Here is a 19,207-nt window from a genome sequence, read left to right as displayed (position 1 = left end):
ATTTAAAAATGCAAGAGACTACAAAATATATACACCAGGAAAATATGATTAATCAGTTTGAGAGCGTGGCAGAGCAGTATGCCACATCCTTGGCATTGGTATGCGACCATCTGGAGGTGACCTATGATGACCTTAACCAAAGGGCTAATCAACTTGCCCACGGGTTGGTTTCTCATGGCGTAAAGCAGGGCCATATTATCCCGATTGTGCTGGGGCCATCTGTAGAAACCGTTGTAAGTATACTTGGTGTTTTAAAAACAGGGGCCGCATTTTCTCCGGTTGATCCCAGGCATCCGAAAAAGTACCTCAACTTTTTGCTTAATGACCTGGATTCAGAGGTTATAATTAGCAGCGCGGAGCATCGTGAAATGCTGAAGGCAATCAGACAGGACTTCAAGATCATAATCCCGGAGGATAAAGAAAGCATGGAAGGCTTCGAATGCACAAATTTAAGTGCAGGCAGGTCTGCTGACTCACTAACCTATGTAATCTATACCTCAGGAACCTCGGGAGTACCCAAAGGAGTAAAAGTGCTGGATAAGAATTTGTGGCATTATATCAGTAATGTTGCAGATACATACATGCCTGAAAAGGCGATAAACTCAGGGACTTTACTGTGTCTGTCCTTTTCTTTTGATGCTTCTCTGACAGCGATATTCCTTCCGCTGCTTAGTGGCAACCCATTGATCATGTCTAAACAAAAGCTAGGAGATCTTTTTAAGGCGGATCTGGTTAAAAAGTATGCTCCCTATCAGTTTTTGAAAGTTACTCCGGCGCAGCTGCACTTGCTTGAAGACTTATATATCGATGATGTTAACCCTATTACAAGAAGACTTGTAGTAGGAGGTGAGGCACTGAATTACAGCCACCTGGAATTCCTGACCAAACGGAACATCTCAGTTGATATCATCAATGAATACGGACCTACTGAAGCTACCATCGGTTGTACATGGTATACCTTCAATACCTTACAAGCAGAGAAAACCCCTGATAACAATATTCCGATAGGCAGGCCCTTCGAAGGAGTTAGTGCCTATGTTATGGATGAGGATGAAGAGTTGCTTCCTATCGGTATTGAGGGAGAACTTTATATCGGCGGCGAAGGTGTCACGGCAGGCTACCTCAACAATCCACAGTTGACTGCTGATCGGTTTATGGACGATGAGTATGCTAATAGGCCAGAGGCAAAAATGTATAGAACCGGCGATCTTGTGAAATGGTTGCCTGATGGGAATATTCAGTTTTTAGGACGTGTGGATGATCAGGTGAAGATCAGGGGACATAGAATAGAACTGAAAGAGGTTGAAAGCAACCTGAACCAGATAAGTCAGGTTCATCAAAATGCTGTTGTGGCTCAAAAAGATGCGCTGCAAATGAATAAACTTACGGCCTATTTTGTGCCCGAGAAGAAGTGCGTTGAAGAACTTGAATCTAAGATTATCTATGAACAGGTGGATAGCTGGCAAGACCTGTACGAATCACAATATGGTGATTCTGATGAACCGGAAGATGTAGAGTTTAACCTTGTAGGTTGGGGCGATAGCTTCACGGGACAGGATATCCCTAAAGACCAGATGAGGGAGTGGCTCAATGACATCATTGATGTTATCAAAGCTCATAAACCTGAAAACCTTCTTGAGATCGGTTGTGGTAGCGGATTGATGTTTTATGAGCTGGCCGGGAACCTGAAGAAATATATTGGTACTGATTTTTCTGCATCGGCCATAGAAAATATCAAATCCAGAGTAGCCTCAGGAGTAAAAGATTATGGTGCCACAGAGTTTTTCAGAAGTCAGGCGCATGAAGTTAAGCTGCCGGCAGAGCAACCACTGGATACCATATTGATCAACTCTGTTATTCAGTACTTTCCAGGAGAGGAATACCTTTCCAAGGTTATTGACAATTGCGTGAATATGATCTCCGATAAGGGGAGAATAATCATCGGAGACGTTAGAGATAACAGGTTGCTAAAATCCTTCAAAGGCAGGCTCTACCTCAATAATGTAATGGGCTCGTTGGATAAAAAGGAGTTTGAGTGGGAGCTTAGACAAGCAATACTCGCTGAAGAAGAACTTTGCCTTCATCCTCAATATTTTTACGATTTGCAGACCCAATATCCGCAAATCAGCCATGTAGAAATTGTAGAGAAGCAGGGAGAGGCCATCAATGAATTGTCACTTTACAGATACACGGTTATACTGCATATTGGGCAGGATACCAACCTTGAGAAACCAGATTGGAAAGTTTGGGGTGATGATAGTATTGAAAAGGCATTACAGGAAGGTCATTCGTTGATTACCATAAAAGATGCACCTAACCCAAGGCTTAAAACAGATCAGCAGTTCCTGGAAAGTCTTCTGCATAATGATATTGAAACCGTCAATGACATACTGAAGTCACTGGAAAAAGTAAGTGATAGCAGTCCTGCAACATTAGAAATTATAAAGAAAGCTACTGAGTCGGGCTACAGCACCCGTTTCCTTGTCAATGAAGACCCATTCAAGCTGAATATAGTGCTTTCTAAAGACATGCCCTCAAGTGTGGAGAACCACTGGTCCCACCAGAATGCAGGGCGATCAGGTCTGACTAATATCCCTTTGTATGGAGAAATAAAAGCGAAGCTACAAGCTGAGGTAAGAGATGAGCTGGCCTTGATGATACCAGAGTATATGGTGCCAACGGAGATGGTAGCTTTGGATGAACTCCCCACCACGAGCAACGGTAAGGTGGATGTGAAGTTTTTATCGGAAGTTAATAATGACAGCAGCCTCGATAATAAAAATCATATAGACCCGGAAAGTGAGCTGGAGATCAGAGTGAGTGAGATATGGAAAGACCTGTTGGAACTGAACAGGATTGGCTTACACGATGATTTCTTTCAGATTGGAGGACACTCACTGTTAGCGACCAGAATAGTGTCAATGATCAGAAAAGAACTCCAGGTAGAATTAAGCCTGAGTGATTTCTTTGAACATACCACGTTGCATGCACTCTGTAAGTTTATACAAGGGCAAACCAGCAATGTGACTTTGCCGGCCGTTAAGCCCAGACCTCGAACGGGAGAGGTGCCACTTTCTTTCGCACAGGAAAGACTATGGTTTATGGATAATCTTCATGGAACAGTACAATATCATATGCACTGGGTGTTCAGGCTCAAAGGAGACCTCGATACCGATGTACTTGAAAAGTCATTGAGAGGAGTGATCAGGAGACATGAAGTAATGAGGACGGTGATCAAAGTTGAAAATGAAGCGCCGGCTCAGGTAGTCCTGCCGGTTGAAGATTGGAACCTTCAACGCCACGATATTGGGGAGATAGAAAAACAGTTTGGATCTATAGATGATTTTGTTGAACAGGAAATAAAGAAACCCTTTAACCTTTCCAGCGATTTTATGGTTAGGGCACATTTGATTAGCCTTTCAGAGGGAGAACATTTGCTGGTACCTGTTTTACACCATATCTCATTTGACGGTTGGTCTATGGCTACCCTTGTTCATGAGTTAAAAGAGCTTTACAATAGCTTCCTGCGGAAGTCACCTCCTACACTACAGCCTCTTTCACTTCAGTATTCAGACTACGCTGTGTGGCAGAGAAAATACCTTGCCGGGGATGTATTGAATCAAAAGCTTACTTATTGGACGGATCAATTGCAAGGGCTTACTCCGCTGGATATGCCTACTGATTTTAGAAGGCCACCACAGCAAAGCTTCCGTGGAGCTCAGGTATCCGGTACGATCAGCAAAGAATTGAAAGACAAACTGATGAAGCTGAGCCAGAAGGAAGGAGTAACCCTTTATATGACTATGCTGGCCGCATTTAATGTATTGCTTTATCGCTATACGGGTCAGGATGATATAGCTGTAGGTACAGCTACTGCGGGCAGACAGCAAAAAGAAATAGAAGGTCTGATAGGCTTTTTTATCAATACTATTGTATTACGCAATCAGGTTGACGGACAGGGTACATTCAAGGAACTGGTACAACAGATAAAAAGCGTTACGCTGGCTGGTTTTGAAAATCAGGAGGTACCTTTTGAAAAAGTTGTGGAAGCTCTGGGGGTTGAACGGGACATGAGCAGAAACGCCTTATTCCAGATCCAGTTCCTCATGCAAAATACTCCGAAAACAGAGGAGTTGAAGTTTGATAACGTAGAGCTGATCCATGAGAACAATGACACGGTAACTTCCAGGTTTGACCTTAACTTCAGTCTTACTGAAGTTGAGGATGAGATCTACCTTGAAATAGTTTATTGCCTGGATCTTTTCAAGCACGACACCGTAGAAAGGCTGTTTAAGCACTTTGTAAATGTGCTTACCAGTATTGTGGATCATCCTGAATCACATATTGATACCATAAACCTGCTCGATGAAGAGGAGAAGGCTCTGATCATGAATGACTTTAGCCAGACGATAACGCTTCCGCAGGAGGAAAAGACATTGATAGACTTGTTTTATCAACAAGCCGAAAAGACTCCTGATAATGTAGCATTGGCCTTGCGTGACACCACCCTTACTTATAAGGAACTGGATGAACGATCCAATAAACTCGCCAGCTATCTGATGGAGCGTGGTATATCTAAAGGGAAAATAGTACCCCTATGTCTCGATCGTTCATTTGAAATGATCATCGGAATCCTGGGAGTATTGAAAACCGGAGCAGCATATGCGCCAATTGATCCAGAATACCCACAGGAGCGTATTACCTACATACTGAGAGATACGGAATCGAAAATAGCGATCAGTAATTCAAGGTGCCGTCATTTGTTAAGGTATACTGATGTATTTTCTACCATAGTTAGTTTGGATAAAGACTGGGATACCATAGGGCAACAACCGGGAGAAAAACTACCGGTAGAAACCAGACTGAAAGACCTGATGTATATCATCTATACTTCCGGGTCTACCGGGCAGCCCAAAGGGGTACTTCAGGAGCATGGAGCTCTGACTAATTTTATTTTGCATCAGTCTAATGAGTTTAAAATTGCCGAGGACGACAGAGTATTACAGTTTTATAGCTATTGCTTTGACCCTTCGGTAGAGCAAATATTTATGCCATTGATCAATGGTGCAGTGTGCGTGCTCATTCCCGATGATACCCGAAGGGACCATGATCTGGTAGAAAAGTACCTGCACGACCTTAGCATTACCCACTTGCAGGCTACGCCAGGTTTCCTTAATAACCTTAAGCCGGGTAAGTACAATGGATTGAGAAGAGTTGTAGCCGGTGGAGAGGTTTGCGCTCCGAAGTTGTACGAAAAGTGGAGAGACTACTGTACTTTTTACAACAAATACGGCCCCACGGAAACAGCCATTTCTGCAACTCAGTATAAATGCAATGGCGAAATTGACACAGAGCGAGCCTTATCTATACCCATCGGAAGACCAGTGACCAATACCCTGGTTAGGATACTTGATAAGAATATGAATATGGTACCTATTGGTGTAGCTGGTGATATGTACATTGGTGGAGTACAGCTGGCCAGAGGCTATCATCAAATGCCCGAACTGACCAGAGAGAAGTTTGTGCCTGATGAATTTTCAGATGAGAAAGGTAACAGACTATATCATACCGGAGACCTTGCCCGGTGGATGCCCGATGGTAATATTGATTTCTTAGGAAGGTCTGATGAGCAAATCAAAATAAGAGGATATAGAGTTGAACCTTCTGAAATAGAAAAAGTACTGCAAAAGGCGTCAGGCATTAAGCAATGTGTGGTAATTGGTAGCCAGGATCATGCAGGGTACAACCGATTGGTAGCTTATGTGCTGACAGATGAAAATTATCAGAAGGAAAAAGCCAAGGAGTATTTGCTGGCTCATTTGCCGGAGTATATGGTGCCTAGCTTCTTTGTAGAGATAGATCATATTCCGCTTACGTCAACCAGTAAAGTAGATAAGAAGGCTCTTCCGGCAGTGGAAGGGATGGCGCTTTCCAATAACAATATTACCAAGCCCAGAAATGAGGTTGAGGAAAAGCTCATCGAGATCTATAAAGACATTCTGGAAATTGATCAGGTAGGTATACATGATAATTTCTTCGAAATAGGAGGACATTCACTTCTGGCTACCCGTGCCGTTTCAGTGATCAGGAAGAAGCTGGGCACAGGCCTTAGTCTTAACGACTTCTTTATGTATCCACGGGTGGCAGACCTTTCTTCGAGAATGGATACATCCACTGCTGAAAGTACCCTGCCCAAAATATACGTACAGCCTAAAAACGGAAATATTCCTTTGTCCTTTGCGCAGGAGAGACTCTGGTTTATTGATAAACTCAGAGGAAGTGAGCAATATCATATGCCGTGGGCATTTGAAGTTAAAGGTAACCTGAACCTAAGCTATCTGGAGTCCGCGTTTTCAGGAATAGTGAATAGGCATGAAATACTGAGAACGGTAGTTGAAGAAAGCGATGGTAAAGGCTTTCAAAAAGTGCTTCCGGCGGAAGGCTGGAAAATGACGGTTACGGATTGGAGTGCGATTGAGAATAAGGATATCGAAGGCTATATCACAAACTTGATCAAAGCGCCTTTTGACCTGGCCCAAGACTTTATGCTGAGGGCAGAGGTTATCAGGAAATCTGATGAAGAGCACATTGTTGTTGTGGTTTTCCATCATATTGCTTTCGACGGCTGGTCAGTTTCCGTTTTGGTTAAAGAACTGGTGGAATTGTACAACTCGTTGTTTTACAAAAGACCCGCCCACGTACCTCACCTGTCGTTGCAGTATGCTGATTATGCACTTTGGCAAAGAAAGCATCTTGAAGGAAAGGAACTCAATAAGCAAATACAATATTGGAAAGATAAACTGACCGGAGTGCCGGCATTGCAGATGCCAACAGATTACCCCCGACCTAATATACAGGGTGTAGACGGAGGTATGTATCAACATACTTTGGATAAATCACTTGCGGATAAGCTGTATGCTCTCTCCAAACATGAGGAGACTACGCTTTATATGACCATGGTGGCGGCGTTTAAGGTATTGCTTCACAGGTATACTGCTCAGCAGGATATATGCATTGGTAGTCCTATTGCCAACAGAACTCAAACAGAGCTGGAAACTATGGTTGGATTCTTTGTTAACACCCTGGCACTGCGCACGACAGTGAAAGGAGATATGACTTTCAAGGACTATCTGCAGCAAGTTAAAAAGACGACACTTGAGGCTTATCAGTATCAGGATGCGCCTTTTGAAAGAGTGGTTGAGGCTATAGGAGTGGATAGAAATATGAGCCATAGTCCTATTTTTCAGATACTCTTCGTTATGCAAAATACACCACCGATTGATAATATCAAGCTCGGTGATGTAAACCTGAAAAACAGAGATTTTGATACGGCACTATCAAGGTTTGATATCGACATCAACGTAACAGAACGTAATGATGAGATGATCATCAACTGGGGATATTGTAAAGACCTTTTCAAAAACGAGACTATAGTTAAGCTGGCAGAACATTATGTGAATTTGCTACAGGCAGTAGTTGATAATAGCCAGGAAAGTATCGAAAAACTAAAACTGTTAAGCAGCGAAGAAGAGCATAAGCTGCTGGAAGGGTTCAACGACACAGCAAAAACATATTCAGAGAGCCGTTCTATCATCAGAATATTCGAAGAGCAAGTCACGCTGTCGCCAGACGAAACAGCGATTACTTTCTATAATGATAGTCTGACATACGCAGAGCTTAATCAGATAGCGAATAAGTTGGCCAGACATCTGGTACAGGCCGGTGTTCAGCCTAACAGCATTGTACCCGTGTGTATGGGCAGGTCAATAGACCTGATTACATCTATACTTGCCATACTAAAAGCAGGAGCAGCATATTTGCCGCTTGACCCTGAGTACCCTAATGAAAGATTACATTTCATGGTCAGTGATTCTGGCGCTGGCATAGTGTTGACAAAGGACGACACTACAGGTAAGTTTGACACTATTGAAGACGAGGTTCAGCTTATAAACCTGGATAAGGATTGGGATCAGATAGCTCTTCTTGAGGAGGGCAATATCGTAAGGCCTGAAGTTGAAGACCAAATGGTCTATGTAATTTATACCTCAGGGTCTACCGGTACTCCTAAAGGTGTAGTAATGGAAGAGGCAGCCTTAATAAACCTGATGCAATGGCATGAGGAACAGGCATGCTCAACAAAAGGGAAAACCGTACTACAGTTTGCCAGCCTTAACTTCGACCCCAGTTTCCAGGAGATTTTCTCTGCACTTTGCTATGGAGGAAAGCTGGTATTGATCGATGAAGTCCGTCGAAGAGATATGCAGGGAATGCTGGCATTGATCAAAGAGAATGGAGTTAACCACTTGTTTATTCCATACATTGTTTTGAAGAACCTTTGTGAGCAGGCGGTAAGAACAGACATTTACCCGGAGAGTATTCAGGCGATATTTACTGCTGGTGAGCAGCTTATACTTAATGAAGACATCAGGCAATTCTTTGATAAGACCAATGCCAGGTTACTCAACTATTATGGTCCGACCGAGACACAAATTGTGGTCAGCTATGAAGTTCAGAAAACTGATTTTGAAGATCGCAAGTACTCACCGATCGGTAAAGCCATAAGCAATGTAACCCAGTATGTACTGGATGAGCATTTGAACCTTTGCCCAATTGGAGTGGTAGGTGAGCTTTATATTGGAGGGGTTGCCCTGGCTAAGGAGTATCTCAACCGGGAGCAACTCACCGGAGAAAGGTTCATCCAGAGCCCTTTCCACAAAGGTCAAAGGCTTTATAAAACAGGAGACCTGGCCCGATGGCTGTCTGATGGCAATATGGAGTTTATAGGCAGGAACGATGATCAGGTAAAAATAAGAGGTAACAGGGTTGAATTAGGTGAAGTTGAGACCAAGATCAGACTGAACCCTATGGTGAGACAATGTGTGGTTATGACTAAAGAGAATGCCTCTGGCTTCAAGTTTTTAGTGGCACATGTTGTTCCCGGTGCAGAGTACAATCAAAAGGAGTTGATGAATACTTTAAAAGCCCAACTCCCATACTATATGATTCCCGATGTAGTCATAGAGCATGAGTCAATACCCGTAACTGTAAATGGTAAAATAGATAAAAAGCAACTTCAGGCGATTAATATTCAGGCGCAGAGCGGTCAAGAATATGAAGCACCTCAAGGGAAGGAAGAGCAGGATCTTGCCAATATATGGATGGAGCTGCTGGCTGTTGATCAGGTGGGCAGGTACGACAACTACTTTGATTTGGGAGGTAATTCGATTATTTCCATTCAAATGGTGAGCAGAGCAAATCTGTTGGGGTATGATATGGAAATTAGCGACCTGTTTGAGTATCAGGTTATCGCAGATATAGTACCTGTGCTGAAACAAAGGGGTGAAAAAAGAGCTAAAGAGATCAGCTTTGAAACATTGGAAAGCCTTTCGGCAACCCCTAATCAGCTTCAATACCTGGAGTCAGCATCATCAGGTTACCTCTCAGTGGCACTGTCAGTAGACAAAGCTCTGAGTGTAGCTAAACTACAACAAGCACTTAACGAGGTGGCCAAACGACATGCAGCACTAAGAGTAGCCTTTGCAAAAACGGATGATCAATGGACGCAACGCTTTGATGACGCACAAACACCATTGGAGGTTGTTGATTTCTCATCCAGTAAAGAAGTTCATGAGGGACTGCAGGTAGAGATAGCACAGCAAAAGCTTCAGCATCTTCCTGAAGATGTAGCCTTTAGAGCTATACTGGTGCAAACCAATGAAGATGTAGAGCGCAATGCAGTGATCCTTAATGCAAACTACCTACTGGTTGATCTGCCTTCTATGGACATTATTGCAGATGAGTTCATGTCCGTTCTGGACGGGAAATCTCTTGGTGAGCATATAGATACCTATAAAAGCAGATTAGGTGCTTTGAATGAATCATATCAGGCAGACCGTTACAAGAGAGAGGCAGATCTGTGGAAAGGATTCGCGGCGGAGGATATACCTGTGCTGAATGATTCTTATGAGCACTTTACCGAACAGATTGACCTTTCCGCCTTTGATGCATCTTCAGCCCATGCTGTGTATCAGACCGGTAACCTCGACTTCTTGTTGGGTGCTCTTACCTTGTCACTTAGGCGGAGAGAAGACGCCAATGCTATTGTAGTAGGTGTCGAAAATAATAGCCGAACGGATAAAGTTGTAGGACATTTTTATCAGACCTATCCATTCAGGCTGCATGCTGAAAAAGAGCTGTGTGTGGATGAACTGATAAAACAAGTTAAAGAGTCAAGAAGTAAGATCTCAGATCATGGACTAGGTTACGGAGTACTGAAGTATATCCTTAAGGAACCTCAGTTTGAGAAGAATCCATGGAATATAAAACTCAGGTTCCATGGCATGACCAGTGTTAGTAACCTGTCAAAGCATGTTATATCCAACGCTTATTTGCAGAGTAACTTCCCATTAACCGGTGAAGAAGTGATCATTGACTGTGGGTTTGATCAGGATCAGCTATGGCTGAGGTGGTCGTTTGGTGAGGCAACTGGTAGAGAGCAGACCCAGCGTATCAGTGCTGAGTTTGTAAATAGCCTGAAGGAGATCTTCGAACACTGCCTGGAAAAGGAAAAACTGGGGCAAAGACAGTACACTCCGTCCGATTTTGGATTATCCGGAGTGATCAGCTATGAAGAGCTGGATAGTTTCCTCAATGACGAGGACTCTGAAAAAGAATCTGATGATATTATAAAATTTTAATTGAGCGCAAAGACCACTATGAATATAAAAGAATGCATTGACCTGCTTGATAAAAACAATTTCTTCCTGGAAGCTAATGGGGATAAACTCGTTTTAAAGGCCAGAAAGAATAAAGTAAGCGAGGAGCAGGCTAAAGCCATTAAACAGAATACTGAAGTACTTAAATTCATTAAGGAAAATAAGCAGGAATTGATCGACCACCTCAACTTAAAAAGTGAGGAATCGAAGAAGGATATAGAGTCGATGTACAAGTTGAGTCCCTTGCAGGCGGGTATGATGTTTCATGACTTGTACGATCAGCAGGTTGGAGCATATCGTAACCAGCTTAAATGTGACCTTAAACGAGTTGACCTCAACCTTTTTAAGCAGGCATGGGATCACTTAATAAAGAGTCATACTATTCTTCGTTCCAGTTTTCATTATGATGCTTTCAAAATTCCTGTACAATGCGTGCATCGCCACGTAGAAATGCCACTGGAGATTGTAGACCTGAGTCATCTGAACGGGCATGATCTTGATACAGCTTTGGATAAGTATGAGCGAGAGGACCGATCTAAACCTTTTGATTTTAAGAAGGCACCACTGATGCGGGTAACACTGCTTAAACTGGGAGATGATAGCTATAAAATGTTGTGGAGTACCCACCACATCCTGTTAGACGGTTGGTCAAGACCCATACTCATGGAAGAGTTTCTTCAGGTCTATGATAAGCTATCAGCCAGTGAAGACATTAAAGACGGGGAGGTTGACAGGTTCGAAGATTACATCAGGTTTATTGATAGCCAGGACAAAGAAAAAGCACAGGCTTACTGGTCAGAGCACCTCAAACCTGTAACCGGAAGCACTTTGCTTCCGTTCATCCCGGTTTCAGCCGAACGTACCAGAACAGTTTCTGATTTTAATGAAGAAATACTCGTTTTTGATGAGGATGTAACTCAAAAAGTTGAGTTGTTTACCAAGCGTAACCGAATTACAGTGAATACTCTGATGCAGGGAGTGTGGTCGTATCTGTTGCACCAGTATACCGGAGAGGAAACCATTTCATTTGGTGTGGTAGTGTCCGGCAGACCTGAAAACCTGCAAAATGTAGAAAGAAGAGTAGGAATGTACATCAACACCCTGCCACTTGTTTCTGTATTTGATAAAAGTAGTGATGTTAAAACCTGGTTAAAGGGCATTCAGAATGATCAGATAGCGTCAAGAAAGTTTCAGTATAATGCTTTGGCTGATATCCAGAAGTGGTCGGGTGTGCATGGCGACCTGTTTGACAGCATTATGGTATTCCAGAATTTTCCACTTTCGGAGCTGACTTCATCCACGCAGTGGAAACTGGAAGTGAGTAACTTTAAAGGGTTGGAACAGTCGTCCAATTATCCCCTTTTGATCCGTTTCTCCGTGAGTAGACAGATCAATGTAGAGATTATTTATAAAGAGGAGCTCCTGCCTAAAGAGTTTATAAACCTAATCAAATTACATCTTGAGCAGGTGCTGTTAAGTATTGTAGAGGAAGGAGATACCTCATTGAATAACCTCCATTTACTTGAGGCACACCCTATTGCTGAGAAGTCTGGCGAGGCTCAACCGCAACCTGATCTGGTAGCACTTTTCGAGGCAGCAGCCTTGAATTTCCCTGATAAGGTTGCCCTGGAATATCTGGAAACAAAACTGACTTATAAGGAACTGAACGAATATGCCAACAGGCTGGCAAATCATCTGATAGGAAAGGGAGTTGAGAAAGGTACTTTGGTGCCTATACATTTTGATAAGTCACCACAAATGATCATTGCGATACTTTCTGTTATGAAAGCCGGTGGTGCCTATGTGCCTCTAGGGCACAAAGATCCTGAAGAAAGGCTCAGGAAAATTGTTGGTATGGCAAATATGACCATTGGCTTATGTGAAGTAGAACCGTCAGTTGAAACTGTAGAGTGGATCAGTATAGGGCAACTAAATGATATTTTCCCTAACGAAAGCGTCTCTAATCCTGATGTACAAATCGCTGGTCAGGATCTGGCATATGTCATCTTTACATCCGGATCTACCGGGGAGCCTAAAGGTGTGATGGTAGAACATTCAGGCATATCCAACTATATTCATAACCAGACAGATCTCTTCAAAATAGATGATAGCGAACGGATACTTCAGTTTAGTGATTACACATTTGACGCCTCTATTGAGCAGATTTTCCTGGCGCTGACCATGGGTGCTACGCTGGTATTGATCCCTGGTGCTTACCGTTTGGATAAGGAGCTCTTTGAGCAGTTCCTTAAACAGAAACAACTGACCCATTTGCACGCGACTCCAAGCTTTTTAAAAGTACTGACCCCTGGCAAATACGGAGGTCTGAGGAGAGTAGTTTGTGGAGGTGAGATCTGTGATAAGCAGCTTGCCGAAGAATGGGTGAATTACTGTCAGTTTTATAATAAATACGGTCCTGCCGAGGCCACCATTACCGTTTGCGAATACCAATGCAGTGCTAATGATCTTCAAAAGGGAGTGAACTCAGTGCCAATAGGTAAGCCGGTGGCCAATACTAATCTTTATGTACTCAATGAGTTGGGGCAACAGGTACCGACAGGTGTTTTAGGAGAGTTGCACATTGGAGGTGTCCAGGTGGCAAGAGGTTACCTGAACAACGAAGACCTCACGGCTTCTCATTTCGTTCAAAACCCTTATAACTCTGCTGAAAAACTTTATAAAACAGGAGATCTGGTCAGGTTCCTGCCAGATGGGAATCTGGAGTTTGTAGGAAGACATGATGAGCAGCTCAAAGTCAGAGGGTATAGGATTGAGATCGCAGAAATAGAAAGAGCCTTGCTGGATGCTCCAGGTGTACTGGAAGGCGTTGTGTTGGTAGTGGAAGAGGCGTCGAACACTCAGCTTGCGGCATATGTCGTCATGGAGAGGGTTTTTGATCCTGCAGCTATTAAAGAAGCATTAAAAAGCGAGCTTCCTGAATATATGATCCCGGGTATTATAGTGGAGTTAGAGTCAATACCACTGTTGCCAAGTGGTAAAGTAGATAAGAAGCAGCTGAAAGAATTAGGAATTGCAGACATCCGAGAAGTAGAATATGAGGCTCCTGTAGGTGCGATGGAGGAAGCCCTTGCCACAGTATGGCAGGAACTGCTCTCCGTGGATCAGGTAGGCCGTCAGCATAACTACTTTGAGCTGGGAGGAGATTCAATCATATCTATTCAGGTAGTGAGCAGAATCCGAAAATTAGGATTTGAGCTACAAGTGGGTGATCTGTTTACTTACCAGACCATAGCACGTATTTCACAGGCAGTAAGCAAGCGGATTGAAGATGAAAAAATAATCAGGAAAGAGGCCGGTGAGGTCGATACAATGCCATTGACACTTTCCCAAAAGCGATTGATCAACAACACTTCATTTGCCTGTTACCCTGACTTTACGCTGGCCTTGAATAAAATGATCAGCAGAGAGCAGGCCAGCCAATGTCTGAATCAAATGATTGCAAGATACCAGGGACTTCAGGCAACATTCATCAGGCAAAATGGACAGTGGAGACAGAAACTTATATCAAAGCAGTTGGAATTATCAGCTGTAACTGTGCCGTCGGATATTTCTGACCTGTCAGCATTTTTGGAGAGTGAGCGTAAGAAACTTTATAACCTGATCGATCTTGATAATAATGAATTGATCAGTTCCACATGGTTAGAAACCCCGGAGGAAGAACAACATAACAGGCTTATACTGGTTGTGCATCACCTCTTGATGAACACCGTAAACTGGAGAGACTTTATTAATGATTTGAACCGTGTTTTTGCCGGGCAGGAGTTAAGTGAGCCTAAAAGTTATAAAGAAATCCTGACGGGTATTGAAGAGCAAACACAAAAGCCATTGTTTGGAAAATGGGTGGAGCAATGGGAAAGCCAGATCCAGGGCAAGGAAGCCGGTCAGGCGAAAAGTGAAAAAACCTATCAGGTATATAAACAATCTATCGCTGATGAAAATCTGTCAACATCGTTAAACCTTTATCGAGAGGTATACCATGCAAACGACACCGAGATACTATTATCAGCTATCTACGGTACACTGGGCCAGTGGAAAGGTGATGAGCAGTTGGTTATTGGTGTTGAGAGCGACTCAGGAGCAACGGGACAACTTCATTCAGCGTACCCATTTATGCTGAAAACCACAGCTAATGATGCTGGACATGCTCTTAAGTTGGTGAAGTCGTTTAACAGGCAGAACCCGGAAATGGCACTTACCTACTCAGCTTATGCTGACAAAAAGGGTAGCGGAAATAACCCGTGGGATATCAGGTTTAAATTTTATGGAGCATACCAACAGGAGGAAGGTCCTGTAAGTCTGGCGTCTGAAAGAGCCTGTTTTGATGCCGCACCTGGAAGCTATGGTCATGAGCAGCTTATCATTGCATGCAGAATTGAAGGCGAAAAGCTACAGCTTGAGCTGCTATACGATCCTGCAAAATATGGAGAGGTTGACATGGCTTCTTTGACTGATAAGCTGACCGCAAGCATCGAACATTTCTTGTCAAATGCTGCTGCCCTGAAAGGGGTAGACCCTCAGTTTAGTCCGGCAGATTTCGGACTATCTAAAGAGGTTAGCATCGATGACTTTGACGAATTCCTGGATGGCCATCTTGACAATGGAGCTACCAGAAGATCGTCGATACAGAGCTGTTATAGACTAAGTGCATTACAATCAGGTATGCTATTTCATAGCCTTTATGATGAGAATGCCGCTACTTACCGTAACCAGTTGAAATGCGATATCGTCAATCTGGATGAACAGGCCCACAAGCAGACCTGGGAGTACCTGTTGCAAAAGCATACTATTTTCCGTAGCACCTTCCATCACGATGTGTTCAGTATACCGGTACAGTGTGTACATAAAACAGCTTCACTACCTATCGAGGTGATAGACCTTACCTCACTTGAGCAGGATGAGCTGATTGGTAGAGTTGAGAAGATCGAAGAGGCAGATTTGCAGCAAGGTTTTCGTTTCGATAAAGCCCCATTGATGAGGGTGACGCTTATAAGACTAAATGAAACTCATACGCGCATGTTGTGGACATCTCACCACTTGCTGCATGATGGGTGGTCACTGCCCATACTGATGGAGGAGTTTTTGACTTACTACGATATCTCCGTTAATGGAGTAAACCATCAAATCAAAGAGGAGGATAAATATGAAGATTATATAAGATTCATAGAGTCGCAGGATAATTCAGGAGCCGCCGAATATTGGCAAAGCTATCTGGAAGAGATAGAAGTAGGTACACTGTTGCCATTTATCGAATCATCTTCACTGCGTAACAAAGGAGCAGGAACCTATAAGGAGATAAATCTGAACATAGATAAACAAACCACTGAGGCTATCAGGTCATTTGCAAGACGTCACAGACTTACGGTTAATACACTGATGCAGGGAACCTGGGCCTATTTATTGCATCAATTTACAGGTCAGCGCGATGTCACATTTGGTGTGGTTGTCTCGGGTAGGCCGGAAGATATTCCTTCGGTTGAAAAAAGAGTAGGTATGTACATCAATACATTACCGTTACGTTCATCATTGCAAAAGTCAGATGAAATTCTGCCCTGGTTGACAGGTATTCAGAATGATCAGGTTAACTCAAGGAATTATCAATACCAGTCTTTGAATGAGATCCAGGGGCTGGTAGGGGTGCAGGGCGACCTGTTTGATAGTATTATGGCATTCCAAAACTTCCCGTTGTCCAAAGTATTGGATGCGCAGGACTGGAAGCTGAAGGTAGAAGAAGTTTATGTGCAGGAGCAGTCTAACTATCCACTTTATATTACCATAGGTGCTTTTGAAGAGATCAATGCCCACTTCTTTTACAATACCAATTTACTGGACCCGGCAACGGTGAAGCTGATCACTGAGAAGTTCCATCAGGTATTGACGCAAATCATAAACAGGGACAGCAGCAAGATCAATGAATTGAAGCTGCTTACTCCGGCCGAGAGAAATCAGCTGCTTTTTGACTTTAATCAAACTTCAGCAGATTATCCGCTGGATAAGACCATACCAGACTTCTTTAGGGAGCAGGCAAGATTACATCCTCAGGAACAGGCAGTTGTTTATAAAGGACACACGATGACCTATGCCGAGCTTGATAAAAAGTCGGACGAGCTGGCGCATAATCTCCTGAGTTATTTGGGAGGTGCCGAAAACTCTCCCGTACCTGTGTTGATGGACAGAAGTTCAGACCTTGTGATATCGGTGTTGGCAATCATGAAGGCTGGGTTGGTATATGTACCCATAGATCCTGAGCAGCCCGAAGAGCGAATTGCTTATATTCTTGAAGATCTGTCGGCTAAGGCCATTATTGCAGACCCTGCTTATGATCATCTTATAAAGCGTACGGATTTACGAGTGATCCACCTGGCTGAAAGTGAAATAAAAGATCATTCAGGTGAACTTCCGGGAGCACAGTCTGATCAATTGGCTTACATCATTTACACTTCAGGTTCTACCGGAAAGCCAAAAGGGGTAATGGTTGAACATAGAAACCTTGCAAACTATGTTTTAAATAGTAAGGAGTTGTATATGACTGATGATGCCACTAGTGGTAGCTATAGCTTCATGTCAAGTGTATTTGATGCATCGCTGACTGCAGTATTTACACCGTTGGTAAGTGGTAAAAGCATCATTATATCACCGAAGGAGGCTGAAGTTTTTGACCGGGAGATTACCAGGCAGAATGATCCGTTTGGCTTTATTAAGCTCACGCCGGCACACCTGCTGTTATTGGAGCAGGATCCGTCAGTATTTGCAGGTACCCGTAATTATGTAGTAGGAGGTGAGCAATTGACCAACAGGCATTTGAAAGTGCTTAACGTTGTAGGTCAGGATATTCGGGTATACAATGAATATGGTCCGACCGAAGCTACGGTAGGATGTGCAGTGTTTAGCCTTCAAAATGAAAGCTTTGATGACTATACTAATATTCCCATTGGTAAGCCAATGGCTAACGTTCAGTTATATGTACTGAATGAAAGCATGGAGCCGGTGATGAAGGGTGCGGTTGGAGAGTTGTACATTGGCGGAGTTCAGGTGGCCAGGGGTTACTGGAATAACGATGTGCTGACCCAGGAAAGGTTTGTAGACAATCCTTTCGCAGAGGGTCAACTGTTTAAGTCTGGCGATTTGGTGAAAATGAGAGGCGATGGGAATCTGGAATTTTTAGGTAGAAAAGACCATCAGGTGAAAGTCAGAGGCTATAGGGTTGAACTGGGTGAAGTAGAGAAAGTAATTAATAGCGCTGAAGGAGTTAACCAGGCTGTTGTTTTAACTTCAATAAATAAGAGCACAGATAGCACATATCTTTCTGGTTATGTCGTCACGCAAGGCCAATACTCAAGAGAAAAGTTAATGACTTACCTGAAAGACAACCTGCCGGCCTATATGATCCCTGACAGGATAATAGAAGTCGAAGAGATACCATTGACCATTAATGGAAAAGTGGATAGAAAAACGCTGCTGGAATTAGAAAAGCATAGTATTTCTACCGATGACTATCAAGCGGCTGAAAATGAATTGCAACAGGAACTGATGGATATATGGAAAGAGTTTCTTGAGTTGGAAACGGTAGGAGTTAATGATGAGTTCTTCAGTATTGGAGGTAATTCGTTGCTGGCGATAAGTATCATTTCAGTTATCAGAAAGCGCCTTAAAATAGATGTGTCGGTAACGGCATTCTTTGAGTTGACTACTGTCGCGAAGCTATCGCAATTCATTGAGCTCAACAGACAAAATGAGTTGGTTGATCAGGAGGAGTATGAAACCATAAAGCTTTAATATGATCATTTCCCATAAACATAGATTTATATTTATCAAAACTCAGAAAACAGCAAGTACTAGTGTTGAGATTGCCTTGTCTAAGTTTTGTGGTGAGCATGATATAATTTCCTCAGTCCATACGGATGAAAAGATCAGAAAAAAGCTAGGTTATAGAGGACCACAAAATATCAGGGTGCCATTCAGTAAATATTCTAAACTTGACTGGCTGGAATTTATATATACCCGGAAACGTACGGTCTTCTATGATCACATGGCGGCATCAGACATTATGAGGTTTGTAGATGTAGATGTGTGGAATAGTTACTATAAGTTTTGCTTTGAAAGGAACCCATATGATAAGATAATATCATGGTACTATTGGACGAGACATTTACATAAACAAAATACTGTTAAAGAATTTATTGAAACAGGTATGGGGTCGAAAATAAGAGGGTTTAATCTTTATACTATTGACTCAATACCTGTAGTAGATAAAATTTATAAATACGAAGAAATGGAGGAGTCGCTAAAGCATATTGGAGATGTTTTAGGCCTTGATACACCCATTGAGCTGCCTTTGGAAAGGGCTAAATCGCATACAAGGAAAGACCGAAGGAGGTACACCGAAGTATTGTCTGAAAGCGAAGCAGAGTGGGTTTCCAAAATCTTTGCAAGAGAGATCAGGTATTTAAACTACGACTACTAAAGAGATATTA

General features: G+C 42.9%; 3 protein-coding genes. All 3 read left to right on the top strand.

Features of this window, described 5'->3' with window-relative positions:
* The first annotated feature begins 8 nt into the window (after positions 1 to 8).
* From JMN32_RS23695 to JMN32_RS23685, 3 genes are read left to right on the top strand one after another with little or no spacing between them, the layout of a single operon-like run.
* Positions 9 to 10,697: a non-ribosomal peptide synthetase gene (locus JMN32_RS23695; protein ID WP_202858868.1), complete on the top strand. Its 10,689-nt coding sequence runs from the start codon at positions 9 to 11 to the stop codon at positions 10,695 to 10,697.
* Positions 10,698 to 10,715: 18 nt separating this feature from the next.
* Positions 10,716 to 18,509: a non-ribosomal peptide synthetase gene (locus JMN32_RS23690; RefSeq protein ID WP_202858867.1), complete on the top strand. Its 7,794-nt coding sequence runs from the start codon at positions 10,716 to 10,718 to the stop codon at positions 18,507 to 18,509.
* 1 nt (position 18,510) lies between these two features.
* The gene (locus tag JMN32_RS23685; RefSeq protein ID WP_202858866.1) at positions 18,511 to 19,197 is read left to right on the top strand and encodes a sulfotransferase family 2 domain-containing protein; all 687 of its coding nucleotides are present in this window, start codon (positions 18,511 to 18,513) and stop codon (positions 19,195 to 19,197) included.
* Positions 19,198 to 19,207: the final 10 nt, after the last annotated feature.

The organism is Fulvivirga marina (assembly GCF_016775155.1).
Lineage (GTDB): Bacteria > Bacteroidota > Bacteroidia > Cytophagales > Cyclobacteriaceae > Fulvivirga > Fulvivirga marina.
This window is presented reverse-complemented; position numbering and strand designations above follow the sequence as displayed.

Bases quoted from the DNA above. Each gene is read 5' to 3' on its own strand.
- JMN32_RS23695 (WP_202858868.1), top strand. From the start codon at position 9: ATGCAAGAGACTACAAAATATATACACCAGGAAAATATGATTAATCAG.
- JMN32_RS23690 (WP_202858867.1), top strand. From the start codon at position 10,716: ATGAATATAAAAGAATGCATTGACCTGCTTGATAAAAACAATTTCTTC.
- JMN32_RS23685 (WP_202858866.1), top strand. From the start codon at position 18,511: ATGATCATTTCCCATAAACATAGATTTATATTTATCAAAACTCAGAAA.